Origin of the sequence: Vagococcus salmoninarum, assembly GCF_003987495.1 — a bacterium.
In the GTDB taxonomy this organism is placed as follows: domain Bacteria; phylum Bacillota; class Bacilli; order Lactobacillales; family Vagococcaceae; genus Vagococcus_D; species Vagococcus_D salmoninarum.
In genome coordinates this window covers 1-26,212 of sequence record NZ_NGJU01000009.1, presented here as the reverse complement: position 1 = coordinate 26,212, position 26,212 = coordinate 1, and the positions used below count along the sequence as shown (strand labels likewise).

Genomic DNA, 26,212 nt, shown 5'->3' with positions numbered 1-26,212 from the left:
GTTAAAGAAAAGTTGATAGGTAAAGTTATTTAGTAATGGCGATTCAATAAAAGGTTACTAGCAATACCATTTTTAAAGAAACAAGTCCAAGGAGGAATGACTGTGACGTATGCTGAGTGGAAATTTATTAATGTCAGTTATGATTATCAAAAAGATATTAGAAATAAAGCAAGAGAGGATGGGCAAATCTTAAGATCCTTAAATGACCTGTCATTTAACCAACTTTATGGCGAAGTAGTGGGAATTGTCGGCAGTAAAGGCTCTGGCAAGACGACCTTAGTTAAGCTATTAGCGGGCGAATATGAGCCTAGTATTGGAAAAGTTATTGGTCGAGATAAGAATTTTTATCGAATCCTTTTACCAGATCGGCGGAGTGAAGATAAAACAGGCGAGAGTTATACACGTCAACGCTTAATTAAAGCCGGTATTGAAAGAAAGCAACTAGATGTTAAATTATCGGCAATCCTACTTTTTTCAGAACTTGGTGGGCTTTTTAAGGAAAAGCTACGCAACTACACAGTTGAAGAAAAAGTTCAATTGGAATTGAGTATTATGCTACATGCAATGCCAGCAATTATTTATATCGATGAGTCACTATTAACAGTTAGAGAAGATTTTTATATAAAATTCTTTTTAGCGTTAGTTGAATTAAAAGCTCTAGGTACAAGTATCTGGATTGAGACTGAGAACTTAAAAAATGTTGCAAACTACTGCGACAAAGTTCTCTGGTTAGAGTTTGGTAAACTCAAAAAACACGGTCCAACGGCTGAAGTTCTTGGTGCTTATGAAGTTTATTATCAGAATATTGAAAAGTTGTCAGTTCACGACCAAAAAAACTTTTGGAAAAAAGGCTACAATAACCAATTACAGCACATAGTCAGAACGCCAAAAATCACGGAAAATGTCACAGGTGATCAAACAAGCCTGGATCAACAAGAAACAATTATTTTAAGTGATGAAATTGTTCAAAAAGTTATTGAAGAAAGCCGTTATCAAGCCTCTCCCTTAGCTGATCCTCTTTCTCGGTCAGCCCAGCGAAATAAAAGTCAAAGACGGGAACGGAAACCACAAAAAAAACGGAGAAATGGCAGTTTATGGCTTGTTTTTTTAGTCGGAATAGTCGTCATTGTGGGTGTAGTTGCTGCTTTGAGTTATCCTAGTAAGAAGGCTGAAGCCCCCTCTAGTCCAAAAGTAGTTAGTAACTTTATGGCTAGTTCAGCACCAGCCTCAACGACTAGTCAAAGTCAGGCTAAAAGCCAAGAGTCAACTGTCTCCACAACAATCAGCTCTGTGACGGAGGAAAGCGTTGAAAAAATTGAGGAACCGAAAGATACCTACACTGTGAAGACAGGTGAAACCTTGTCTGAATTAGCCGAACGGTTTAATGTGACAATTAGTCAACTACGAGAGTGGAATGGCTTAAGTGGTGATGAAGTGAGATTAGGAGAGGTTCTTAATATTAAAGAACCAGAAAAGAAAAATGAAGAACCCCCTCTGAATGTCTCAACGATAACTCATCGAGTTTTAGCTGGCGAAAGTCTCACAGAGATTGCCGAAAAATATAGCGTAACTGTTGGAGATTTAAAGAAGGTCAATGGATTGTCTGATATGACAATCTACTCAGGTTCAACTTTGGCACTGCCAGATTATGCAATTAAAGTCAACGAAGTCATACTAGAAAGTTCCACACCAGTAATATCCAAACCGGACCCAGAGCCAGTTCCAGAAATTAAGGAGCATATCGTCAGCAAAGGCGAAACACTATATGCTATCTCAAGAAAATATAATGTCGGTGTCATGGACTTACAAGCTAAAAATCGATTACAAAGTGAAGAGCTATACTTAGGTCAAGTGATTCTAATTCCCTAAAAACCCCTGACGCATCTCGTTAAAAATTGACAGACTCTTAAATCATGGTATGATAGTTAAAAATTAGGAGGACAGTTAATGGGATTAAATGAATTTATATTAGGCTTAAATAACTTAGAAAAAATAACTAGAGCACCAGGTTTTTTCAAATTTACTGAACACACAGTAGCTGCTCACTCCTATCGTGTGGCTTCGATTTCTCAAGTGTTAGGTGACATTGAAGAATTCCATGGCATTCAAGTAGATTGGAAAATGCTTTATGAAAAAGCGTTAAATCATGATTATACAGAACGCTTTATTGGCGATATCAAAACCCCAGTTAAATATGCAAGTAAAGAATTACGAGGAATGCTCCAAACTGTTGAAGAAAAAATGACCGATGAGTTTATTAACTTAGAAATCCCAGGTGAATTTCAAGAAATCTATCGTCGTCGTTTGTTTGAAGGGAAAGATGAAAGCGTCGAAGGCGAAATTTTAGCGATTGCCGATAAGGTCGATTTATTGTATGAATCTTTTGAAGAAATTGTTAAAAATAATCCTGAGCCAGTTTACAAAGAGATGTTTGTTGAATCTGTGAAAACAATTAAAGGTTATAACCATCGACCGTCAGTGACTTATTTCTTCGAAAATATTTTCCCTGAACTATTAGCCACTGATTTTTATGGAAAGAAAGAGTTTTTAGCTGATATTCCTGAAATTGGTAAGTAATCATTAAAGACTGAAGAAGTTGTGACGTATGTCGCAACTTTTTTTATTTTATTAAGCAAGATAATCAATCTTTTTTCTAAGATATGCTAAACTTTAAGAGAATAAAAAGTTAATATTAACTTGGAGGAAACAAGATGAATATAAAGCTAGCAGTAGAAGTCAAAGAGCAAGAAATAATCATTGAACTAGCTGATAATCAAGGCCAGATTATCATTACAAGTGGCGCAGTTAAGCAGGCCCAAGTTGGCGCAGTCTTATTACTAATTAAAAAGAAACAGTTTGTTGGTGTCACTCAAGACTTAGAGCAGATTGGGGCTTTTGAAACAGACTATGATCAACTAATTGAAATCACACCTAGTTGGGAGATTGAAGCAAACTATCTGGAACAGTCATTCTTGAACTTAGCAGCAGAAAATAACATCGCCCTTAAAATCGGTAAAGAAGCAAACTCAAAGCTACCTAAAAGTGCTGAAATTCAAGTCGGTGAGTATGTAAACCAATTACAATACATACTAAAGGCTTTCGGTTATGAGTTGACTGAGCCAGTTGAAGCAGCTAAGCCAGCAAAGAAAAAACCAGGCAAAGCCCAACATCGTTGGAACAAAGCCGTCAGTCAAGTTGAGTTCAGTGGCAATTTTCGTGGCAGTCAAGGTCGGATTATCTGGCAAAAACGCAATGAACTGTTACTAAAAGCGGGCGCCAAACTAGTTAAAGAAGCCCCCTTAAACAAAGATGGATCAGTTGGTTATTCAGCAAAAATGGGAGACAAATTGCGCTCCGATTACAGTGATAAAATTGTTGATTTTCAAACGACTGAAGATATTATTTTGAAAAGTGTGAATGAAGTTGGTTTATTTTTATATTATGCCGGAACGAACGGCTGGTTACAGTTTTTTGATGAAGAAGGCAAAACCATAGATTCTTGGACTGTCGTGGAATAAAAGAAGAAGTCGCCACTTTAAGTAGTGGCGGCTTCTTCTTTTTGTTGGGCATAATAAACTAGAGCAATGCTCAATATAATCAACAAGCCCCAACTAGTGATTTTTCCTAAGTGAACGAGGTGCCAAGTCTTTGCTTGATTAGGATAAACCCAAGCTCCTAGAAAACTAGCGATGTTTTCACCAACCCACATGGCAATACCGATGAGTAAAAAGGATAGGCGAGCATTCATCGTGAACAGCCGGTTATTAAGCTCAAACTTAACAAAAGTATTTCTGAAAAAGATGAAGACACCTAGAATAATTAAATAGCGGTAATCATAAAAAAAATGATGAGTAAAAAAATTCAAGTAAATGCCGGCACTAATCAAGATCACCCCAATTTTTGCTGGCCAATGGTGCCATTTTAGTTTAAGTTCCTTGGAAGCACGGTAAATGTAACTACCAACGCTGGAATACATAAACCCAGCATAGAGGGGTGCGTTTAAGATTTTCCAAAAACCAGCTTCGGGATAAGACCAAGAGCCGATGTTTATTTTATATATTTCTAAAGCTAGGCCAATCAAATGAAACAGAAAAATGACTTTGATCTCAGGCCAAGTTTCGTAACCTGTTTTTATTAAAATAAATTGAATGATAATAACACTATAAAATAACAAATCGTAGCGGTGAAGACCAGGAATATTGATGATTTTTGATAAGCCTAAGGCAATGAATATTAAGGCTGGAAATAAACATGATCTGATTTGCTTGATTGTAAAATCTAGTAAGTAACCCATAGTACACTCTCCTTTAAATGTAACAATACCATAGGGGCAAAGTCGAGAGAGAGAATACCAAGAAGCTTATAATTATGTTTACTGATTTTAAGGTTTCTTATTTAATTTAAGGTAAATTTAGATAATAGTGAGCCATTAAATCGAATACAGTTTATATTTCTGCTATTCTTAGATGGAGCAACGACTTGTTGAGCTATTATTTATCAAGTGAAAATGGGAAGGCGAGGGAAGAAGTAAATGACGTCGCAATTTGTTTGATGGTACAAGCCGGTTAAGTGTTATGTGTGGCACATTAACAAAATTTTATTAAAAAAACAAATTGAGATGAGTCGTTAATCAGTAAAGAAGGCTTGCTATTGTCCTTAAAGTACTTTAAAATGATAATTAACTAGATTAATTAAGTTAATTAAAAAAGAGTGGTGACAAGATGGAAATTATTAAGCCTCAGAAAATCAGAGCGCAAAATCTAGCCTTTTTAACGAACTTGATTCAAGAACACGGTCCCTTATCTCAGCGCGAACTAGCGGAAATCAGTGGCCTGAGTGTCGTAACAATTAGTAAGATTATGCCAGAGTTATTAATTCGTGAAATTATTAAAGAAGAGTCAGTTTCTGTTGTGACAGGTGGTCGCAGAGCAGTTTCTTATCAGTTTAATGCGGCCCAGCGCCTCCTGTTAATTGGTCAATTGATTGAACAAGCCGGGGAATTTATTTTTAATTTTTATATTTGTGACTTGGAAGGCAAGGCGTTATTTCAAGAAGAGAAGAAAGGTAGCAGCCTTTCTTGGATAGGCTTAAAAGAATATTTTAAAGAGTTGATTCGCAACTATCCGAAAATCAGTGGTATTATTTTAGGAATCCCCGGTGTGGAGCTAGATGGTAGTTTAAAAATGTTAGACTATCCACCATTACTTTATGTTAATGTTCGCAGCGAATTACTACAAGAGTTCCAATTACCAGTGGCGATTGAAAACGATATTAATTTAGCAGTCCTAGGGTATACTGAAGCTCAAGGCAATCAAGAGGATGCAGTGATTGGTATCTATTATCCTAAAGATTTTCCACCAGGCGCTGGGATTGTCTTAAATGGCAAAATCCTTAAAGGTCGCAATGGCTTTGCTGGGGAAATTCAATACTTGCCTTTAGGAGCCAAATGGGAATCCCAACCTTTGGAAAAAGTTGATTTAGTTGTTAATTTAAGTGAGGTTGTTCAAAGTTTAATCAGTTTGTACGACCCTAGAGAAATCCTAGTTTATACTCGTGATAACCGAATTACTGAAACGGATTTAGCCTCAGTTCAGCAAAAAATGGTTGAATTATTTCCTTTGTTAGTTTTACCAAAGCTAAGTTTATCAAATGACTTTGCTGATAATTATTTTAAAGGCTTAGTCAGTCAAGGATTGAAATTAATAACTAATTAGAGAAAGAGGCGTTTAATAATGATTAAAATGATCGCAGTTGATATGGATGGGACTTTTTTAAAAGCCACAAATGAGTACAATCGTCAACGATTCGCGAAGATTTATGCAGAGGCCCTGAAACAAGATATTAAGTTTGTTGTGGCTAGTGGCAATCAATATTTCCAGTTAAAATCATTTTTTCCAGAGATTGCTCAAGATATTTCCTTTGTAGCAGAAAATGGCGCCTTAGTCATTAGTGAGGAGCAAGAGTTATTTTGTGGTCAGATGAGTTTAGACTTAGTTAGACGAGTCTTAAGTTTTATTGATGAGTTACCGGAAGTTCAAACAATTTTATGTGGCCGTCAAAGTGCTTACATCGCTGAAAAAGAGCGGCAAGCATTTGTTGAACACGCAGGTATCTTTTATCATCGTCTAGCTGTTGTACCTGATTTGAAAACCTTAGATCAAGATGTTTTCTTCAAATTTGCTTTAAATGGACCGGAAGAAAAAACAGTTGAATTAATGGCTTTATTCAATGATAATTTCGCCGGAGAAATCACTGCTGTTACAAGTGGCCATGGAGACATTGATTTAATTATTCCAGGCTTACACAAAGCTAATGGCTTAAGCCTGCTACAAGCTAAGTGGGACATTGCCACAGCTGATATTGTGAGTTTCGGTGACGGTGGCAATGACAAAGAGATGTTAGCTTATACCGGCCACAGTTTTGCCATGGAAAATGGCAGTCAAGTTGCTAAAGAAGCTGCGAAAGCCCTAGCCCCAAGTAATCAAGATGAGGGAGTTTTAGTTGTTTTAGAAAAGTTACTAGGTTTGAGTGACTGAGATGAAGTGTAGCTGAATAGAAAAAAGGCGCCGTATGATTTAAAAATCACACGGCGCCTTTTTTTGACGAATATTATTTGATAAACGGGTTTCAAAAGTCAATGAGTCGTATTTAAACGACGTTTGCCACACCACTTTTTTAATTGCTTTTATTCGGTATTAAGTTAAGTAGTCGTTGGGGATAACTGCTTTTAACAAAACGGGTCAAGGCATAAACAATCAAACTACCAATCAAGATAAACAGTAGGCGATTAATTGAAGCCACATTAAATTGCCAAATGACATTAGCAGCGTATAAGGCGTTGACCGTAATTAAAATAACTTGTAAGAAATAATCGTCAAGGAAATTATAGACGAAAGCTAAAAACAACGTTAGCGGTAAATGTAAATGACTGGGCACAAGTAGGCTAAATAAAATCCCATAAACAACAATGCCGATAAGGCTACCAAACATGCGTTGTTTGAAGCGGTCTTTGAACATTTGCGTTTCAATTTGTGATAACGACATAATCGTCATGCAAATCCACATCGCCTTTTCAAAGTGTAAAATCTGGCTAACTAATAAGGTTAGGCTGATTCCTACGGCCATTGTGAAGGCGACGTGAAGAATCTCATGTGGAATTGATTTGATGGTCAGCATGCTTTTTAACGTCTCAGTGCCAGAACTTTTTTGATGTCTAAAGTAATAAATACCTGTGATGATCAAAGCCGAAAAAGCTAGAGCAGCAATTCGAATCGATAACTTAAACTCAAGGGGGCTAGTTGTACTAGCAAAAATATAAAGTAAAATATAAGGGACATAGAGTTTATAAGCAAAAGGGCGACCGAACAGACAAATCATTAGAAAAATGCTCAGTAAATTAATGATTAGTGATAGCCCAATTGGGAGGAATAGATTAAGAGAAGCTAGGAGACCTAAAATAAAAAAGCTCCCACCAGTTACTAGGGCGCCAGTCTTAACAGATAAATTTAGGGGGACATAAAAAAAGATTAAGATCCCGGTAATCGCAGAAACAGAGGTTAAGGCTTCTTGAGAACCAAAGACTGCTGTGAAACTTGAAATAAACAAAATAATGATAGTTAACTTAACTAGACTACTAATAATGGAGTGACGATTAATTTTTTTCATAAAACTTCCTTTCAAAAATACAGTGTTGAACAGCATATCATAGAATTGACTAAATAAGCAATCAATTGCCCTGACATAAAGATGATTAAGATGTCATTCTGACAAACCTAGAACACTACGTAATACCATATTTTTTATCTGTATCTTATGGTACAATTTGATAGAATAAAGAGAATGGAGACGTAAAATAATATGTCAAAAAAAGTGTTAATTATTATTCCAGCATATAATGAAGGAAAAAGTATTTTAAAGACGATTGCCAGTGTTGAAAACTATCGTGAAAAGTCAATGTATCATATTGAATATATTGTAATAAATGATGGCTCAACTGATAATACAAAGGAACTATTAAAAGAAAAAGGGAAAAATGTCGTTAACCTTGTTGCTAATCTCGGAATTGGTGGGGCGGTTCAAACGGGCTATAAATATGCTGCTATTCATGGATTTGATATTGCTGTTCAGTTTGATGGTGATGGACAACACGATATTAACTCTTTAGCTAGTTTATTAACACCAATAATTGAAGGCAAGGCTGACTTTACGTTAGGTTCCCGTTTTGTCTCCAATAGTCCTTCAGAATTTAAGTCATCACAACTAAGACAGTTCGGCATAAAAATTATTTCAGGCTTGATAAAATTAGTTTCAGGAACAAGAATTTATGACGTTACCTCAGGTTATCGAGCAGTTAACCGCAATATTATTGACTTATTTTGTCAAGAATACCCCATTAAGTTCCCAGAGCCAGAGACACTTGTTCGTGTCTTAAAGAAAAATTATAAATTTTTAGAAGTACCTGCCAATATGTTTGAAAGACAAGCGGGATCGTCTTCAATTACACCTCTTAAGTCAATTGTGTATATGATTGAAGTATCCTATTCGATTTTGCTATTATCCTTAGTTAAAAGGGAGGAAAGTTAAGATGTTGTTACAATTATTTGTGTTAGCTATTGCTTTACTTTTTGTGACTTATATTTTAAAAATGGTCAGTAAAAATCAATTATTAATTCACCATTCGCTTATTTGGTTATTGTTAGGTTTAACGATGGTTGTTTTTGCGATATTTCCTCATTTACCAGGAATCATATCAAGTGCCCTTGGCTTTGAGTTGCCATTAAATTTCTTAATGTTTATTAGCATTATTTTTTTATTTGTCCAATTATTTTCCGTGACATCAGCCTCGTCAAAAAAAAATGAAACAATAAAAATATTGGTTCAAGAAGTTTCACTATTAAAAAATAAGCAATCGGATAAGGAGTAAGCAATGATTTCATTTATTATTTATGTCATCCTATCATCAATGGGGATTATTTTATTCAAATTAGGAGCCAGTGATGCTTCAATTTCTTTAACTAAAGGGATCTTTAATTTTCACATGTCTTATATTAGTATGATTGGGTTGTTGTGTTACTTGTTAAGTTTTATTTTATGGATGTACATCATTGCTAACAAAAATGTTAGTTATATTGTCCCCTTAGGTTTGGGCTTAACAAATGTCATGATTTTAGTTGGCTCTTACTTTATATTAGGGGAAAGTATTTCGCTAATGAATATTGTTGGAGCAGGGGTAATCCTTGTTGGGGTTATGATTATTAGTATGTAATAAAGTCAAAAAGAACCCATAAAATCAAACATGTTTGAAAATGTTTGATTAATTGAGTCAATATAAAGCACCTCCCTAGTATTCATGAAAGTGAAACAGGGAGGTGTCTTTTTTAGTTAGATTAGCATGCTATTAAGGGCGATAAAATAGAAAAAAGGCCACTAGTCTCCGATAGATCATCGGAAACTAGCAGCCCCCATAAGTGTTTTATTAACCTTCAGCCACTGCTTACTAGTTTTTTTATTATGGAGAAGGTTGACGATTTTCCCAAATGCTGAAGGCAAAGACTAGTGGACCACACATCACAAAAGGAATTAAATATCTGACATAGCCAGTGACGACAGGTCCAGCAAGAAGGGAAAGGAATAAAGCGATAAGCGGAATTAGTAAAACTAAGGTTTTATTTTTTTTCTTTTGGATTGAAAAAACCATAATCATCATCAAAAGAATAATATAAAAAGCGACATTATTTAATTGACTTAAAACGGGTAGCTTATCAAAAAGCTGATAGTAGTATTTTTTAACAAGTTGAAAATCTTTGACCTGTTTATTTTCTTTGAAGCCTAAATCTTCGTAGTACTGAATTCTGATAGGTGTATTTCTTCTATAAGCATCGGTTAAAAACAAGTAATAAACATTAGGATTTTTCTCTAAGTAGAAAAAAGAATAGTTTTGGTTTAAAGTAGCCTCTAAGTATACTAAAGGATGATTTTTAAATTGTTTAAACCAAAGGTTAAGGTAGTCCTTCATTTCTTGACTAGAAGCAGATTCCAAATGAGTAGCTTTCACAGGATCTGATATTCTCGGATTATAGACATTTTTTATTTTATCATAATCAAGGACTTTATTAATTGTTTCTTTTTCAGCTAAAGTAATTTCTTCATCGTAGTAGTGGGCATAGCGGGCAGTTTGTTGAAAAACAACGGAGAGAGATTCTCTTCGTAATGTTTCGTTATTGGCTCCGGCGAGCTTAACTAATGCATTATCCATAACAACTGCTAGGCTGATCGAACCCATCACAATGAGGACAATTCGATAATTTTTAACAGAGCGACGTAATAGCGCACTAACCAGAACTACTAATAAAGAAAGAATGGCTACATATAAACTATTTTTTCTCAATAGGATACCGATAAGAATGGAACCAATCGTAATTAAATAAGTCCGATGTTTCCAAAAATAGTTTTGGTCGTGTAAGTAAATAGCTAAACTTACAATAAACACTAAAAAGGAAGCGGAAAATAAGAGGTCTTTAGTTGCAACATTTATTAGACCACTAATAATAGGTAAAAAGCCAAGTAAAAAAGTCATATAAAAAGTAAATGATTCACTTTTTCCAAAACGTTGAATCAATTTTAAAGAAAAAGCTAATGAAAGGACTAAAATAGCACTTTGAACAATGGAGTGTAAAAATATTCCGAAATTAGCAGACCCAAGGAACTGGCCTAATTTTACAAAAGCAGAGATAAAAACTGTTGATAAAATCGGGTTATCACTGCGCAAGGGCACAAAACCAAAAAATTGAGTGATTTGTTGTAAACTATCCCCCATTATGATTCCGGGATAATTTAAAATCAGTAGAGGTAGCCACATAATAGTTAAAACAATAGTAGCAGTTGTAAAAGGTTTCTTCTGATACCTACTAATAATTGACTTTAAAAAAGTCGGTTGTTTTATGTTAGGAATGCCAGTTTTTATGATAGTTGTTAAAAATAGTTGAGATATTTCAAAAATAAAGAACCAACCTGTCATAATAATCCCACTCTTTGTTAGCTGAACAATCCCTGCAAAAGCAATCGTAATACTTTCAATATTACTAGCATAGACAGAGCCAATCAAAGTCATAACAGCTAAAAATAAAGATAGTATCTTTTGAATAAGAGAAGTAGAGGTGATTTTCAAGGATTTTGTTTTATTCATAATAAAATAAACGCCAAAACTTAACAAGAGTATAGATAAAGGACTATACTTAATAGAATTAGTAAAATTAGCTAAAAAATGATAGATAAGTGCCAAAAATTGACTATCAATACTATTATACTCAATGGCATTAATAACTGGTTTTTGAATAGAGAGAGAGAGGCTGAGAACAATAAAAAATATAACTACCTTTTTTTTCATTTGAAAACTCCTTAATGATTAAAATTATTATAGTCTAGTGATGCTTAATATTACTTACTGCTAGCTATTATTCTACTATAGATAAGTAGGGGAGAACAGCCAAGAAATAAAAAAGACGCTGGGACTTGAAGTCAGCAGCGCCTTAAAGTTTAACGAACGTTGTCTACTAAGCTAATCCCAAATTAAAAGAGTAAAGTTTTCAACTTTTTTAAATTTACTTAGTATAATTATCAAAATATCCTTTAATGTAAACGAAAGGTGTTCCTTTGTCACCACTACCTGATGTTAAATCAGAAAGTGAACCGATTAAATCAGTTAAGCGACGAGGCGTTGTCCCTTGAGCTTCCATCGCTCCAACGAGATCATCGTCTTTATTTTCAATGTAAGATGAAATTGCCGTTTTTAATTCATCGCCACGTAAGTCAGCAAAGTTATTATCCGCTAAATATTTTAGCTTAACTTCATTAGGCGTTCCTTCTAAGCCAGCTGTGAAACCTGGTGAGACAACTGGATCAGCAAGTTCCCAAATTTTACCAACGGGATCTTTAAAGGCACCATCACCGTAAACCATCACTTCGACTAATTTACCTGTAGCTGTTTTAAGTTTATTTTGGATACTGTCAACAAAGGGTTGGCAATCATTTGGGAATAATTTAATGCCTTCTTCAGTTGATTTGTTTGAGCCAAGTAAACCGTAAGCTTCGTTAAACCCACTACCATCAATTGAGCTGTTTAAGATATCATCTAAGCCAAAAATTTTCGTACCACCGTTAGCTTTTAAGATTTTTTTCGTCCGTTGACGGGTGTGGATATCACAAGTTAAAACACTTGTTGTGTAATCAATGATTGTTTTAGCGTTATTAGAAAAAATCACTTCGCAAGTTGCCCCTTCAGCTTCGACTAGAGATTTATAATAATCAATGTAGTCAACGCCAGTGAAAGTATGCTTTTTATAACCGAAGTGTTGACGGAAGTCATTTTCAGTTAAAACATCAGTCCAAGGGTTAATCCCTTTTTCATCTAATTCATCTAAATCGACTAAATGATTGCCAACTTCATCAGAAGGGTAGCTTAACATTAGTACGATTTTTTTAGCGCCACGGGCGATGCCACGCAGACAGATTGAAAAACGATTACGGCTGAGAATTGGGAAAATAACACCGATTGTTTCATCGCCAAATTTAGTGTTGATGTCTGTGGCAATATGATTAATCGTCGCGTAGTTTCCTTGAGCACGGGCAACAATTGATTCAGTAATAGTAACGATATCCTGATTTTCAATGTCAAACCCTTCCATTTTCGCAGTGTTTAAAACAGTATCTACGATAATGCTTTCTAAATCGTCCCCTTGATTAATAATTGGTCCACGGAGACCACGGACAGTAGTTCCAACAGTTCTTTCCAATTGACTCGCTCCTTTATTTAAGGCTTTTGAAGGTCTTTCCTAGTTAAAATAACCTTAAAAGCTTAACAATAAGTCTCTCATAAAATGATTGAGGACTTTTTTACCTTCTATACTATACCGTATAAGTGTGGTGTAAGTAAAATAAATCCACTGAAAATACTAAAAAAAGCTAAGAAGAGTCTGAAAACCTCTGGCTTAGCTTTGAAAATCATTTATTAAAAATAAAAAATTTGCTAAATACGTAGTTAGCGATTAAAACAATTATGTTAGCTAAGACTTTCCCTAGTAGGGGATTAAAGCTCAGTAGGCTGATACAAATGAACATTACTAATAAATCCATAAATAAGGATAAGATACGGAAGAAAAAGAATGAAGAGACTTCCTTGGTTAAGGTTTTCAAGGAGGTGTTTTTACTTTCAAAAACATAAAATTTATTAGAAACATAAGCGAATAAAACTGAGAAGAACCAAGCAATAATATTTGCGATAGTATAGTTTAAGCCGAATTGTGAGTTAAACAACCAAAAGATAAAAATATTAATAAAAGTGGTGATACCACCCATAACTAAATACATTAAAATTGAATAGTAATGATCATTCATGAAGCTAAGTTGAAATAAAAGTTCTTTCATTTTTTTCATAAAATAATGACTCCTTGAGTTAATAATTTCTAATTAGAATCTTGCTTATTATAGCAGTAAAGGGGGGAGCTGTCGACTAAGCCTAGGCTTCTTTAACTTAACTTATAAAAGAGTGTGGTATGATAAAAATAATTAAATTTAGATGGAGGAATTAAATGAAAACAGTTGTTATGTGGTTTCGCAAAGATTTACGAATAGAAGATAATCAAGCTTTAAATCAAGCGTTGCTGAATTTAAGACCAGATGAGGAATTATTGTGCCTCTTCCAGTTAAACCCACAACAATTTAAGCCTAACTCTTTAAATCACGATCACTTCTTTACTGCCTTAGAACATTTTAGAGTGTCCTTAGGGCAAGCAGGAGTAACTTTACATTTCCTAGTAGGGAGTCCAGTATCTTCTTTTGAACAATTAAAGGCCAGCTATCCTGAATGGCATAAAATATATTTTAATCAAGACGAACGCGGTTTTGGGCGTCAGCGTGACGAAGAAGCTGTCACTTATTTTAATGCTGAGGGAATTCAAGTTAATGCTTATGCTGACGGTCATCTTCATCAGCCCCAGGAAGTTCAAACTAAAACCGGAACAGCATACAAAAAATTTACACCTTACTATAACCAATGGCTCAAGCTTCCAAAACCATTGTATCGAAAAGTCCCTTTAAGGCAATCTGGCGTGAGATTTGTTGAAAATCAAACGAACTTTCAAGCTGGTAAGTCAGTTTTCCAAGAGTTATTATCTAAGCGAGAACATGATTTTAATAAATTAGTCGGTGAAGAAGAAGCCGAAAAAAAATTAAATGACTTTGTTTTGAATAAAATGGCAAATTATGGAAAAGACCGTGACATACCCAGTTTAGCTGGGACAAGTCAACTTTCTCCTTATTTAAGAACCGGTGAATTATCAATTCGTAAAGTTTGGCTAGCAGCAACGTCAATGGAAGAAAGTGAAGGGCAAACAATCTTTTTAAAAGAATTAGCTTGGCGTGATTTTTATCATATGATTTATTATTTTAATCCAAATCAAAAGGACCAAGAACTTCAAGCTGCTTATCGGAGTTTACCTTGGAAACAAGAAGACGACTTGTTTGAGCAGTGGAAAGCTGGTAAAACAGGCTACCCAATCATCGATGCAGGTATGCGTCAGTTAAATCAAACAGGTTGGATGCATAACCGTTTGCGTATGATTGTGGCTTCCTTTCTAACAAAAGATTTGTTGATCGATTGGCGTTTAGGTGAGAAATATTTTGCGGAGAAGCTAATTGATTACGATCCGGCGAGTAATATTGGTGGCTGGCAATGGGCAGCTTCCACAGGGACGGATGCTGTGCCGTATTTTAGAATCTTTAACCCGACAACTCAAAGTCGGAAATTTGATAAAAATGGTGAGTACATTCGCCGGTATGTGCCAGAGCTAGTCGAAGTACCTGCTAATTTGATTCATGAACCAGCCTTGATGACAAGTGCTCAACAAAAGCAATATCAGTGTCTCATTGGTCAAGATTACCCAGGGCCAATCGTTGACCATCAAGTTGCTCGTAAGTTAGCAATTGAATTATTTAAGCAAACCTATTAATAATAAAGTCAAAATAAAGGGAGTTAGGAAGTGAATGTTATGGCAAAACTGTTGTTCGATAATTTTATGAAAAAAATTCAGCAAAAAGGGAAGAGTATTCGACCGGAAGACTTAGTTAGTCTCTTTGGGCTATCTCAAAAGGCGAGTTTAAAAGTCGTCGACGATATCAAGGCAAGTTATGAACCTGTTAATATTTTGATTGCTGGGAAAACAGGAATTGGTAAGAGTACCCTGATTAACAGTGTTTTCCGAGAAGAATTAGCGACAACAGGCATCGGCAAGCCGGTTACTCAGCATTTACAACACTATCAAAAAAAGCATCTGCCTCTAAGGGTGTATGACACAAAAGGCCTAGAGCTAATGACTAATTCTCAAGAAAAAGTCATCGAAGGAATTATTCAAAAAGTTAAGCAACTTTATGTTCAAGACAAAAGCCAGCACGTTCATGCTATTTGGTATGGGATTAATGCCCAAGGGCGACGAATTGAAGACGTTGAATTAGGGTTCATTCGAAAATTATCTGAATTAGCCCCAGTTATTATTGTTTTAACCCAGTATTATGGTGAGGTGAATGCTGAATTTTTGAGATATTTAGAAGAGATGAACTTACCTGTCTATTGTGTTCACCCAATTTTAGCAAAAGATTTCGAGCTTGCGGAGGGGCAACTAATTTCACACCATGGTGTCGAAGAGTTAGTCCAATTAACAGAAGATATTTTACCAGAATACGCCCAACAAGCGTTTACAATTGCCCAAAAAGTTAATATCGAAATGAAAGTCGCACAGGCTCAAAAGATTGCTGATAAGTATGTCTTAGCAGCAGCTAGTGTTAGTGCGAGCCCACTGCCCTTTGCTGACGCCACAGCCCTAATGAGTATTCAAGTTGTTATGCTACTTCATTTAACTGTATCTTTTGGGATATCTGTTAGTCAATCTCTGCTTCTCGGTCTGAGCTCTTCTTTACTTGGCTCCCAAGGGGCGAAAATGATTGGTAAGTATTTATCTACCAGTCTTGGCAAGCTAATTCCAGGAGGGAATGTTGCCGCAATCCTTATTAATAGTAGCATTGCCAAACAAATTACCAAAGGCTTGGCACAAACATATATCAAAGTGTTAGAACAAGTCGCCACCCTTGAAAAAGCAGGTCAAATCATTACGGAAGAAGAATTATTAACCATGACTAAAAGGGCTTTTACTAAGAAGGAGGAGGGAACTGAAGAAGATGAAGAGCCTAAAGCCACTCCCTAGCGATCAGCCTTTGAATATTCTCATTGCCGGCAAAACAGGAGTTGGCAAGAGTACGTTAATCAACAGTGTATTTGGTGAAGAACTCACCAAAACGGCCCTTGGTAAGCCCGAAACAGAACAAGTAATTAAAATAACCAATCCTAATAGTCTAGTTAATATTTATGATACTAGAGGGTTTGAACTAGCTAAAGAAGGTCGAAAAATTAGTCAACAAGAGATTGATGATTTGATTAATAGTCTTTATTTAGCAGGTCAAAGTGAGGATTATCTACATGTTATTTGGTATTGCATAAATGCTCAGTCCAAACGGATAGAGTCAACGGAGCTTAAACTAATTAGTCACTTTTCCAAAAAAGTATCTGTTATTTTAGTTTTGACCCAAGCTTATGGTCAGGAATCTGAGAAATTTAAGGAGATTCTAGCAGAGATGCCAGAGTTGAAAGTCGTGAGAATTCTTCCAGTTGTTGCTGAAACAGTAAAATTAAGCATTAGTGATGTGCCAGTAACCGGTTTAAGTCAGTTAGTTGATGAGACGTATCAACTATTGCCAGAAGCTGTTGCCCAATCATTTATAAGTAGTCAAAAAGTGAGTATGCAAATAAAAGTCCAAACAGCGCATAAAATCGCCTTAGCTTACATTGCGACTACCTTTGGCTCTAGTTTCGTCCCGATTCCCTTTGCCGATGCTCTGGCATTAGTGCCAATTCAAGTGGCGATGTTGACACATCTTACGAAAGTTTTCAACTTGCCAATAAAAAAATCAGTCTTAACTAATTTAACAGCGGTGATTCTTGGGACAAGCCTAACGACACACCTCGGCCGATATGTTTCAGGCAGTCTATTTAAGTTGATTCCAGGAGCTGGGAGTGTTGGTGGAGGTGTTATTAGTGGTGGTGTCGCCGCAATTATTACGCAAGTATTAGCGACGAGTTATATCCAAGTCTTGAAAATTGTGGCAGAAGGTCAGGCGGTCGGTCAAAAATTTACGAATCGTGAGATCATTGATTTAACGAAAAAGCAGTATAAAAAAGCGTTAAAAAAATCGAAGTAATAATAAAAAATTAAACTACCGATAGTTGACCAGTGTGTCAATTGTTGGTAGTTCTTTATTTCGCAAAAGCTGATTAGTCCTAGCTAAAGCTTTTAAACGAGTAGGAAAATTGGTATAATATAAAAGTCTATGTGAATGTTCTGGTATATATATATATATTGTTTTTTAAAAGTAGGAAGGATGACAAACTTGAGTGAAATGATTACTAAAATTAATAGAAAAATATACCGTAAAGTGAGGAATAGCAAGTTTTATTTTCCACTCATAAAAAAGTTTTACAATGTGATGAAAACAGTCTTACCAATTAATAAACAATTAATTGTCTTTGAGAGTAACGTTGGTAAATCGATAGGGGATAGTCCCAAAGCTATCTATGATTATTTACAAGGATTAGACTTGAATTATAAATATGTCTGGATTGTTGAGTCAAGAGCTCAAATAAAGGGAAGCAATACACAGCAAGTGTTGCGTTTTGGCTTTAAATATTATTATTATTTAGCTCGGGCTCACTACTGGGTGAATAACCAGAATTTCCCAACAGATTTAGTCAAACGAGAAGGTACGACATATTTACAAACTTGGCACGGTACGCCACTCAAAAGAATGCAAAATGACTTAGATAAAATTATTGGAAGAAATGCGACTTACTTAGATCGTGTTAATCATGCAGTGACTTATTGGGATTATTTAGTTTCACCGAGTAATTATGCCACAATTAACTTTAGGTCAGCGTTTAAGTATAAAAAAGAAGTTTTAGAAGTAGGTTATCCTCGTAATGATATCTTTTACCGCAGCCCAGCAGAACTTGCTGCAATAAGTGAAAAAGTAAAAAAAGAATTAGGAATTGCTGATGATGACCGAAAAGTGTTGCTATATGCGCCGACCTTTCGTGATGACGCCATTAAAAATTTCAAGTTAGAATTAGACTTGAAGCAAATGATTGATGAACTATCCGAGGACTATATTTTATTAATTAGAGGCCATGTGGCGACAGCCCAACATATTTCAATTCCAAAACAATATCGTATGGATGTTTTGAATGTTAGTCATTATCCTGATATTCAAGAATTATATTTAGTTTCTGATATGTGTATTACTGATTATTCCTCGGTAATGTTTGATTTTGCTCATACAAAGAAACCGTTACTCTTTTTTACTTATGATTTAGAGCACTATCAAGAGACTTTACGTGGTTTTTATATTGATTTTGTTAGTGAAGCCCCTGGGCCAATGTCACAAACAACAACAGAATTAATCACGGATATTAAGCAGGTTGCAGTTGAACCATTGTCTTTAAAATACAATGAGTTTTACACGAAATATTGTGGAATTGAAGATGGTACTTCGAGTAAGAAAGTTGCGGAAGCCGTTTTTAGCGAAGTTAAAGCAGCTAAAAAGAAGACTAATATAACCATTGAAGAACAACCCTTAAGCGAGAATAATCTAAAAGTGAGGGGGAAAGTTGAACTATCACATTCGGCAACTGAATTTTTACTAAAAACTGAGACTAAGGGCCTTATGATTAAAGGGAAAAATTATGAAGAACATATTCCAGTTAGTAATGGTAGTTATCGTGTCTCATTTGCTAAAATAGTTGAACTGTTAAAAGATACAGAAGAGATGCTTGAAATAGTAACCGATGACGGAAGACCTTGGGAAATATCTAATATGTCGCAAGTCGGTCTAATGGCGGGGGAGTCTCACGGAGAAAGTTGCTACTTATTTGAAACGCCGGAGAATACTTTAACTATCCAAGTTAATAAATTGCCGAGTATTATGAATTTTCATCACACTCATCGAGTACGAGATTTTAAAATTAATAAAAATCAAGTTAATTTACAGTTAGAAATTATTACCAATTATGCGCCAATAGAAGCTTTTGAGTTAGAAACTAAAATTCGTCACAGTCAAAAAAATCATGCGTATCGTGGCGAAGTGATAAGTTTTACTAAGCTAGGAAAAACATTTTATCGTAATCAAGTATCTTGTACATTTAATTTGGCAGACATTCTTGAATTGAATACGCAAAATCTAACAGCGCCTTACTTCATACCTTCATTTGATTTTTATTTTTCAATGGATGTAAAGGGGTATGAAACTAAGAGAACCGCTCAGCGTATTATTAGTGAAGATTTAGTTGAAGAAGGTGTGATTTTTTCAGAAAATCGTCAAGGTCATTTAGTCATCCAAAGTTACGCTACCAAAACTAATCAGGGATTGTCTATCAAGTTAATTGAGGTAGCATCTAAAACCTTTGAAAAATTTCTGAAAGAAGTGCCAGCGGTGAATCAAGATGGGTTAAAACATAGTGAAACTGAACTCAGTCTATTGTTTTTTGATTACATTGACATTAAAGCACTTGAACAAGTCAACAAAAAAGAGCTTATTATCGGTAGTCAAGACCAAGGCTTTTTCATTAAGAGTGCCACTAATTTCGGAGAGCTCTTCTTAGAAGTAGGAAATAAATTATTACCGATTGAAAAAAATGAGTTAGGTTACTACATACCAACGTCTCTAATCGATCAAGGATCTAGTAAAGACGGTGGGTTAATCAAGATTGTGACAAATAATCGTCAACAATTAAGGGTGACAGATGCATTCAAAGTGATGGCAGAAAACCATTGTTATCTGACAAATAACAAACATAGTTATTTTATCTACAGGAGTGTTGATAATTGTATTCGTGTTAGTCGTGATAAGGCTCCCTCACCAAAAAGCTATTATAAAAACCATGAGTTAGATGAAGTGACTTCTCAAGCCGGTGATATGCACTTAAACTTAACGATTCGAACAGAAGTCTTTCCTTTAGCAAGCGTTAATGGGTTAGTCAAGTTACGAGGAAATCAGCAACGACATGAGGCATTAGGCGCAGTCACTCAAATAAAAGAACTTGCGAACGGTATCTTTGAACATCAAGTTAACATCGTGTTAACTGCTGATGTCATGAAGGCAGTCGCTAGTGAATTGAATCAAAACTATTATAGCTATGATATATTTGATTTCTTTTTCACTTTCGAAGTAGCAGAGCAACCATTAATGCCAACTGCTTTCCGCATCAGTTGTCCAAACTTACCAAAAGATACAGCAGTCATTAGTAATGGCGAGGATGAAGTGATGGTTATTCATTGTTATCCGACTAAAAACACTGAGAATTTATCAGCTAAGATGACGTTGATTAATCGTGATGTGAATCAGTATTATATCGATTACAAAGACCAGGCAAGTTTAGTAAAAAATTCTAAACCAATCATTTTAGTCAGTGAGTACCCTCACAAGGCTCAAGATACTGGGTTGGCATATTTTAAATATTTAGTAGATAATCACCAAGATGCTTATGATAGTTATTATTTAATTAGTAAAGAGTCGAAAGACTTAGGCAATCTAGAAGGATATTTTGATAATATTGTCTTTTATAAAACGAAAGAGCATGTTGAGGTCTTTGTTAAGGCGGATATCTTAGCTAGTAGCCATGGAACAAACTACGCAACGCCAGTAGTAGATTCTTATAGCAAAGGTCTCTTAGCTGAAAAGTATAAAGTATTCTTGCAACATGGTATTCTAGGTGTTCGAAACATGGCTCACCTTTATCGAAAAGACCCAGAAAATCCATTTACTAATTTGTTTATTACTAGCTCTAAACGTGAAAAAGAACTTGTAATGCGTGACTTTGGTTACGACGATGATGAAGTAATAGTGTCAGGGTTATCTAGATTTGATGCGTTGTTTGCAAATGAACAAAAAAAATCAATGAGTAGTCATAAAAAAATATTGATTATGCCATCGTGGCGAGAAAATCTAGATACTCAGCCAGACAATGTATTTAAACAAAGTGAATTTTACGATAGATTTGATAAATTATTAACAAGTAAAGCTTTTGAAGAATTAGCCAAAGCAAATAACTGGCAAGTAACTTTTTATTTGCACACAAATTTTCAAAAGTTTTCATCGTGTTTTAAGTCAAATTTTGTAAAAATCGCAGTTGAAGGTACTTCAACTGTTCAGGAGCTACTAACAGAAAGTGATTTACTTATTACAGATTATTCCAGTGTGGGACTTGATTTTGCCTTAAGAGAAAAACCGATTATTTATTATCAATTTGATGCTAAAATAAATAACACAAGTGACCAATTAACGACTGAATTTTTTCCAGGTGAAATAAAAATAAGTCTATCAGAAGTTATTGAAGAATTAAATTATTTTGTTAATCATTCTGAGATGCGAAACATCCACTTGGGAAAATTAGATGATTTATATATTTATCGAGATGCGAATGCTAATAATCGTATTTTTGAAAATATGCAAAAAAAATTTAAAGATAAAATTAAAGAGTAAATAATATTTACAGGGATAAAGGATTAGAATAAAGATGTTACGAGGAGAATAAAGGTCATGAATATTGATGTAAGTATTATCATTCCAACTTATAACGTTGAAGAGTTTGTTGAAGAGTTAACAGACTCTTTAATGAACCAAACTTTTAGAGGGAAAATGGAGTGCCTATTTATTGATGATGGTTCAAGTGATGATACTGTCGAAAAATTAACACAAGCGGAAAGTAAGTTAGTAGAGAAAGGGATTTTTGTTTCTATTTTAAATGACGGTCAAAATTTAAGACAAGGAGCAAGAAGAAATGCAGCAATAAAAAAAGCTTTAGGTAAATACATCTTATTTTTAGATTCTGATGATTGGCTACATTCATCAACAATAGAACTTACCTTCAATGCGGCAGAGGAAGAAGAAGATACTGATTTAGTTTATTTTAACTATACAACGTCTAATCCTAAAACGAAATGGCGTGGGATGGCATATTACCCCAACGAAGCTTTTTTAAAGGCTGATTATATTTTAAATGAAGATTGTGAAAAATTGTTAGCACTACAACCATACTTTTGTGTTAATAAATTATACAAAAAAGAGTTTATTATTAGTAACAATATAGCATTCGGAGAAGGTTATTTTTATGAAGATATCGAGTTTTATGCTCATGTAGCAACAACAGCTAATAAAATTAGAGTAATACCAAACTTGTTGTACTATGTGCGAGTAAATGAAAATTCAACTACCCAATCTTTAGATACTGAAAACAGTGAAATCCATTTGATTTCATATATGCAAGCTGTAACAGCAACTTACGAAAAATTTAGTCCGCGTTCTCGATTAGCAAAATATAATTTATTAAAGTATCTATTAGATAGATTATTTATTTATGTAGATAGAAGATTAGTTAATAATAAGGAAATTAGGAATAAATATATTACTGAAGGTATTGAATTATTAGTTGAAAAAAATCAAGATACCGTCTTCCCGAATACGTATAAAAGTGACTATTACTATTCATTCTTTAAAACAGATTACTTTAAAAATAAAGATATCGAAAAATTAAAAAAAGTTTATTCTTTTAAAGCTTTTGACAAAAAAAAATTAAAAAGGTTTGCTGAAAATCATCGATTGGCAAGTGAGGGTAAAAACGTCCTCAATAGAATTAATGTTTTTAATAATCATGATTTTATTTTAAACCGTGGAAGTTTAGAGAGAAATATTACTAAAAGAGAAAAAAAGCAAACAATTAAAGAGAATAAACCATTAGTAAATTATCGAGAAAATATGGTAGCAACAGAAGATAAAATATTAATGTTAGGTTTTGATTATGATTATAAAGGCAATTCGAGATATTTATTCGAATACTTAAAATCATACTTTTCAACGGAACAATTAAAATTTGTAACGACAGATGAGCGTGTGCCAGAAGATTATCGAATAGAACCAAGAAGTAAAGAGTTTGATGTATGGTTAAGTACTTCTAAAGCTATTATTGCGGAATCCTGGGTCCCATTAGATTTTTATATTCATGATAATCAAAAACTAATTCAATTATGGCATGGAACACCATTGAAAAAATTATTGTTTGATTCCCATGAGATAGAAATAGTTAGTGCTAATCCTAGCCACAAAGTAAGGAAGAAATGGGATGTAAACAGATGGGATTATTTATTATCGGATAGCCCAATAGCAACAAAAAAATTCAAAACAGCTTTTTCAATCGAAGAGTCAGATATTATAGAAACTGGTTACTCTCGAAATAATTGGCTATTAGAAAACAAACAAAACACGCAACTAAAAAGTGCAATTAAAGAAAAATTAAGCGTGGCTAATGAAGAAATTATTATTTTGTATGCACCCACATGGCGAGATTACAATTATAAAACGGATGAACGTGTAATGGACTATTTACTAGATTTTAGTCAATTAGAGAAACACTTAGAATTACCTAGTAATCATGTGTTTCTATTTAATCCTCATGATATGGATGTTGATAATGATTCCACTAACAATGTTAACAAAAAATCTATTCCGAAAGATGTAGATACGCAAGAGTTATTATTAGTTGCAGATATTGTAATAAGTGATTATTCATCAATCATTTTTGATTGCCTTTACGCAGACGTGCCTTTCTATCTCTTAATGAAAGACAAACAGCAATACGCAGAATCTAGAGGGATTTATGATGATCTGAGAATAAGATTGGAAAAAGTTACGGCTTACAACGAAGCAGAGTTGGCGTTAAAAATGACTGGGTATAAAGATTTATATACTCGTTTTAATAAAACGGATTTAATTTCAGAAAATACAATTAATAGTAACGAAGAAATAAAAAAACTAATTACAAATATCTTTAAAACTCCGTCTTAAACTAGTAATATAAAATATTTGAATATGCAATCGAAAGGACGTTTTTAGTGTTATCAAAGCAAAAACTAATTAAATTCTTGTCAATAATCTTGATACTAATCAGTTTTATTGGCGTAAGTAAAATCTCGCAACTTTTTTTGAATTTAAGTCTTTACAATGATTTCAAGATACCAGCGGAGAGTATTTTGTTTGATTCTTTTGGCAAAGGTGCGAGCATTTTGCTTTTTTTAGTATTATTACTATATATGATAACGAATAATTACTTTTTAACTTTAGTAATATTTATCTTTTTTTCAGTAGGAGTAGGCTATGCAAATAATGTAAAAGTTAATTTAAGAAACGAGTTTATTACTTATTCCGACATGGACGCATTATTTGCTTGGGACACATTACTCCCAGCAATTTCCAACTCATTTATACCGATAATAGGTGGAGTAGTGGCATTTTTTATTTTATGTTTGTTATCAATTATACTAATTAGAAAAGTTGATAAGAATAAATTGTCATTCATTAACGGTAAAGTCCGGTTATCAGTGTTAATAATAATGATTATTAGTAGTTGGTTATTTTTAGTCAATGTGGAAAAAATTAATAATAATATATTTAAATATCAATTAGATGAAAAGAGAACTAATATTAATCCAATTATTTTAGCACGAAAAAATGGTTTTGTTAGTTCGTATTTACATACTATATCACCAGTTTTTATGGCAGAACCAGATAACTATACTGAGAAAGAAATCAAACTTATTACAAATCGTTATATGAGTTTAGATGAATCAAAATCTAAAGATTTGAAGAATAAAAAAACAATTTTGATTCTTTCAGAAAGTTTTATTTCAACTAGTAATTATAAGGATATACTTGCATCAGGCATAAAGTCGCCTACCCCCTATATAGATAGATTAATTCGCGAATCTGGTGGAATGATTACACCTAAAACTGTAGGTGGTGGGACAGCCAATACGGAGTTTTCTATATTAAGTGGTTTTACTCTATCCTTATTAGATACTGATCTTGCAATTCCTTTTACAGATTTTTATGAATCGTCACTGAATCATACTGCCAGTAACCATTTGTCTGGTAAGGCAATAGGTATACATTCGCACACTTCGACACTCTACAATCGAAAAAATATTTACAATGCGCTTGGATTTTCTGATTACCGATTTTTGGATGAAGGAATTAAGTTTCAAGGCAAGTTAGATGGAGGTAAATTTATATCAGATGCTGAATTTTTCAGAGAAATTCAGGATGTATTACCTGATTATAATTATATTCATGCAATGTCTATTCAAAATCATTACCCATATAATAATACTTATCCTAATAGTGACATTGATTTAAAAATGAACGAAGAATTTTATCAAGGTAAAAATGAGAGTCGTAAGGAAATAGCAGAAAATTATTTTAAAGGCATACATGAAACAGATAAGGCAGTTGAAAAATTTATTAGGGATATTGAAAAATCAGAGGAAAATATTAATGTTATATTTTATGGCGACCATCTACCTGGCTCTGTGATTCCAAATATTTCGGCGTATAAAGATAAGCATCGAGAGGCACCATTTTTTATATATAAGAACCATGGGAGAAAGAGTGAAAGTCTAGACTTTAAAATAACTCCAGCATTTCTTTTTTCACACTTTGTAAATAGTGGAGATTATAAGCGACCAGGCTTCTATACTTTGATTGGTAAAATAATTGACAAAGGTATCGGGGACATCTATCCAGAAACAGTCACCTTAAATGATAGAGTAGTAAAAATTAGTGACTTAGATGATGAAATTCAACAACTAGTTAATGATTACAAATGGATTCAATATGATTCGTTATTTGGAAAAAATTATGCAGGTGAGTTTTTCTTTAAATAGTGAATCAGACAGTAATAGATCAATGAAGAGTCATAAACTGGAATGGAAATATTTTAGATAGGTGCTTAAACTAGTCCTAAATGGTTATTTTTTGACTAAGAAAGATTAACTAAATTTTAAAAGTGAATAGGAAAATTAGGGTCTTTGTTAAATAAGATTAATGAGTTAATTCTAAAAGAAGAAGTTTCTGTTTTTTAAGAAATATCTTCTTTTTATGGCTCTACGTCAAATTGTGTGGATGGCTAAAATTTAGTCGAATAAATAGTTACTTAGGCAGCTTCATCAGAAATGGTGAAGTTGCTTTTTTGTGTCACTTTAAAACTGATTAGAATGCGGTGTTTAAA

The 26,212-nt window shown here is 34.0% G+C and carries 19 protein-coding genes; 14 read left to right on the top strand and 5 right to left on the bottom strand.

The window, feature by feature from the left end; translation table 11 throughout:
• Positions 1 to 102: 102 nt before the first annotated feature.
• The 3 genes from CBF35_RS07010 to CBF35_RS07000 all read left to right on the top strand — a co-directional run bounded on the left by CBF35_RS07010 (position 103) and on the right by CBF35_RS07000 (position 3,518).
• Complete coding sequence (locus CBF35_RS07010; protein ID WP_170174736.1) at positions 103 to 1,869, top strand: LysM peptidoglycan-binding domain-containing protein; 1,767 nt, start codon at positions 103 to 105, stop codon at positions 1,867 to 1,869.
• A gap of 78 nt (positions 1,870 to 1,947) precedes the next feature.
• Positions 1,948 to 2,577 carry a YfbR-like 5'-deoxynucleotidase gene (locus CBF35_RS07005; protein ID WP_126779513.1) on the top strand — a complete coding sequence of 210 codons (630 nt, stop codon included), beginning with the start codon at positions 1,948 to 1,950 and terminating at the stop codon, positions 2,575 to 2,577.
• A gap of 134 nt (positions 2,578 to 2,711) precedes the next feature.
• Positions 2,712 to 3,518 (top strand): hypothetical protein, encoded by an 807-nt coding sequence (locus CBF35_RS07000; RefSeq protein WP_126779512.1) that lies wholly within the window; start codon positions 2,712 to 2,714, stop codon positions 3,516 to 3,518.
• A 17-nt stretch (positions 3,519 to 3,535) separates the two neighbouring features.
• On the opposite strand, the gene CBF35_RS06995 is transcribed toward CBF35_RS07000, so the two are convergent.
• Positions 3,536 to 4,294 (bottom strand): DUF817 domain-containing protein, encoded by a 759-nt coding sequence (locus CBF35_RS06995; protein WP_126779511.1) that lies wholly within the window; start codon positions 4,292 to 4,294, stop codon positions 3,536 to 3,538.
• Positions 4,295 to 4,721: 427 nt separating this feature from the next.
• On the opposite strand from CBF35_RS06995, the gene CBF35_RS06990 reads away from it, so the two are divergent.
• Both CBF35_RS06990 and CBF35_RS06985 read left to right on the top strand, forming a co-directional pair.
• Positions 4,722 to 5,714 (top strand): ROK family transcriptional regulator, encoded by a 993-nt coding sequence (locus CBF35_RS06990; protein WP_126779509.1) that lies wholly within the window; start codon positions 4,722 to 4,724, stop codon positions 5,712 to 5,714.
• An 18-nt stretch (positions 5,715 to 5,732) separates the two neighbouring features.
• Positions 5,733 to 6,536 (top strand): Cof-type HAD-IIB family hydrolase, encoded by an 804-nt coding sequence (locus tag CBF35_RS06985; protein ID WP_126779507.1) that lies wholly within the window; start codon positions 5,733 to 5,735, stop codon positions 6,534 to 6,536.
• Between the two features lie 139 nt (positions 6,537 to 6,675).
• Here the strand turns inward: CBF35_RS06985 and CBF35_RS06980 are convergent, their stop codons facing one another.
• Positions 6,676 to 7,665 carry an FUSC family protein gene (locus CBF35_RS06980; protein ID WP_170174735.1) on the bottom strand — a complete coding sequence of 330 codons (990 nt, stop codon included), beginning with the start codon at positions 7,663 to 7,665 and terminating at the stop codon, positions 6,676 to 6,678.
• 192 nt (positions 7,666 to 7,857) lie between these two features.
• Between CBF35_RS06980 and CBF35_RS06975 the strand changes: the two genes are divergently transcribed.
• The 3 genes from CBF35_RS06975 to CBF35_RS06965 are packed head-to-tail and all read left to right on the top strand — an operon-like array spanning position 7,858 to position 9,265.
• Positions 7,858 to 8,583 carry a glycosyltransferase family 2 protein gene (locus CBF35_RS06975; protein ID WP_126779503.1) on the top strand — a complete coding sequence of 242 codons (726 nt, stop codon included), beginning with the start codon at positions 7,858 to 7,860 and terminating at the stop codon, positions 8,581 to 8,583.
• Position 8,584: 1 nt separating this feature from the next.
• On the top strand, positions 8,585 to 8,923 hold the full coding sequence (locus CBF35_RS06970) for a DUF2304 domain-containing protein (RefSeq protein ID WP_126779501.1): 339 nt from the start codon (positions 8,585 to 8,587) through the stop codon (positions 8,921 to 8,923).
• 3 nt (positions 8,924 to 8,926) lie between these two features.
• Positions 8,927 to 9,265: a hypothetical protein gene (locus CBF35_RS06965; protein WP_126779499.1), complete on the top strand. Its 339-nt coding sequence runs from the start codon at positions 8,927 to 8,929 to the stop codon at positions 9,263 to 9,265.
• Positions 9,266 to 9,508: 243 nt separating this feature from the next.
• Here CBF35_RS06965 and CBF35_RS06960 read toward each other — a convergent pair whose 3' ends face one another.
• The 3 genes from CBF35_RS06960 to CBF35_RS06950 form a co-directional block, all read right to left on the bottom strand.
• Positions 9,509 to 11,386, bottom strand: coding sequence for a DUF6020 family protein (locus tag CBF35_RS06960; protein ID WP_126779497.1), 1,878 nt, complete (start codon positions 11,384 to 11,386; stop codon positions 9,509 to 9,511).
• 214 nt (positions 11,387 to 11,600) lie between these two features.
• The gene (locus CBF35_RS06955) at positions 11,601 to 12,791 is read right to left on the bottom strand and encodes a coenzyme F420-0:L-glutamate ligase (protein ID WP_126779495.1); all 1,191 of its coding nucleotides are present in this window, start codon (positions 12,789 to 12,791) and stop codon (positions 11,601 to 11,603) included.
• 208 nt (positions 12,792 to 12,999) lie between these two features.
• Positions 13,000 to 13,431, bottom strand: coding sequence for a GtrA family protein (locus CBF35_RS06950; protein WP_126779493.1), 432 nt, complete (start codon positions 13,429 to 13,431; stop codon positions 13,000 to 13,002).
• 155 nt (positions 13,432 to 13,586) lie between these two features.
• Here CBF35_RS06950 and CBF35_RS06945 point away from each other — a divergent pair, with 155 nt between their 5' ends.
• From CBF35_RS06945 to CBF35_RS06920, 6 genes are all read left to right on the top strand, one after another.
• Positions 13,587 to 15,005, top strand: coding sequence for a cryptochrome/photolyase family protein (locus CBF35_RS06945; protein ID WP_126779491.1), 1,419 nt, complete (start codon positions 13,587 to 13,589; stop codon positions 15,003 to 15,005).
• 39 nt (positions 15,006 to 15,044) lie between these two features.
• Complete coding sequence (locus tag CBF35_RS06940; protein WP_126779489.1) at positions 15,045 to 16,253, top strand: GTPase family protein; 1,209 nt, start codon at positions 15,045 to 15,047, stop codon at positions 16,251 to 16,253.
• The gene (locus CBF35_RS06935; protein WP_126779487.1) at positions 16,228 to 17,304 is read left to right on the top strand and encodes a YcjF family protein; all 1,077 of its coding nucleotides are present in this window, start codon (positions 16,228 to 16,230) and stop codon (positions 17,302 to 17,304) included. The genes CBF35_RS06940 and CBF35_RS06935 overlap by 26 nt, the downstream gene beginning before the upstream one ends.
• A 285-nt stretch (positions 17,305 to 17,589) precedes the next feature.
• A complete protein-coding gene (locus CBF35_RS06930; protein ID WP_244922578.1) occupies positions 17,590 to 21,636 on the top strand; it encodes a CDP-glycerol glycerophosphotransferase family protein in 4,047 nt (1,348 codons plus the stop codon).
• Positions 21,637 to 21,693: 57 nt separating this feature from the next.
• Positions 21,694 to 23,994 (top strand): bifunctional glycosyltransferase/CDP-glycerol:glycerophosphate glycerophosphotransferase, encoded by a 2,301-nt coding sequence (locus CBF35_RS06925; RefSeq protein ID WP_126779483.1) that lies wholly within the window; start codon positions 21,694 to 21,696, stop codon positions 23,992 to 23,994.
• A 47-nt stretch (positions 23,995 to 24,041) separates the two neighbouring features.
• On the top strand, positions 24,042 to 25,868 hold the full coding sequence (locus tag CBF35_RS06920) for an LTA synthase family protein (protein WP_126779481.1): 1,827 nt from the start codon (positions 24,042 to 24,044) through the stop codon (positions 25,866 to 25,868).
• The last annotated feature ends 344 nt before the right edge of the window (positions 25,869 to 26,212 follow it).

Bases quoted from the DNA above. Each gene is read 5' to 3' on its own strand.
- CBF35_RS06960 (WP_126779497.1), bottom strand. From the start codon at position 11,386: ATGAAAAAAAAGGTAGTTATATTTTTTATTGTTCTCAGCCTCTCTCTC.
- CBF35_RS07005 (WP_126779513.1), top strand. From the start codon at position 1,948: ATGGGATTAAATGAATTTATATTAGGCTTAAATAACTTAGAAAAAATA.
- CBF35_RS06985 (WP_126779507.1), top strand. From the start codon at position 5,733: ATGATTAAAATGATCGCAGTTGATATGGATGGGACTTTTTTAAAAGCC.
- CBF35_RS06965 (WP_126779499.1), top strand. From the start codon at position 8,927: ATGATTTCATTTATTATTTATGTCATCCTATCATCAATGGGGATTATT.
- CBF35_RS06995 (WP_126779511.1), bottom strand. From the start codon at position 4,294: ATGGGTTACTTACTAGATTTTACAATCAAGCAAATCAGATCATGTTTA.
- CBF35_RS06945 (WP_126779491.1), top strand. From the start codon at position 13,587: ATGAAAACAGTTGTTATGTGGTTTCGCAAAGATTTACGAATAGAAGAT.
- CBF35_RS06950 (WP_126779493.1), bottom strand. From the start codon at position 13,431: ATGAAAAAAATGAAAGAACTTTTATTTCAACTTAGCTTCATGAATGAT.
- CBF35_RS07000 (WP_126779512.1), top strand. From the start codon at position 2,712: ATGAATATAAAGCTAGCAGTAGAAGTCAAAGAGCAAGAAATAATCATT.
- CBF35_RS06990 (WP_126779509.1), top strand. From the start codon at position 4,722: ATGGAAATTATTAAGCCTCAGAAAATCAGAGCGCAAAATCTAGCCTTT.
- CBF35_RS06940 (WP_126779489.1), top strand. From the start codon at position 15,045: ATGGCAAAACTGTTGTTCGATAATTTTATGAAAAAAATTCAGCAAAAA.
- CBF35_RS06925 (WP_126779483.1), top strand. From the start codon at position 21,694: ATGAATATTGATGTAAGTATTATCATTCCAACTTATAACGTTGAAGAG.
- CBF35_RS06975 (WP_126779503.1), top strand. From the start codon at position 7,858: ATGTCAAAAAAAGTGTTAATTATTATTCCAGCATATAATGAAGGAAAA.
- CBF35_RS06980 (WP_170174735.1), bottom strand. From the start codon at position 7,665: ATGAAAAAAATTAATCGTCACTCCATTATTAGTAGTCTAGTTAAGTTA.
- CBF35_RS06930 (WP_244922578.1), top strand. From the start codon at position 17,590: ATGAAAACAGTCTTACCAATTAATAAACAATTAATTGTCTTTGAGAGT.
- CBF35_RS06935 (WP_126779487.1), top strand. From the start codon at position 16,228: ATGAAGAGCCTAAAGCCACTCCCTAGCGATCAGCCTTTGAATATTCTC.
- CBF35_RS06970 (WP_126779501.1), top strand. From the start codon at position 8,585: ATGTTGTTACAATTATTTGTGTTAGCTATTGCTTTACTTTTTGTGACT.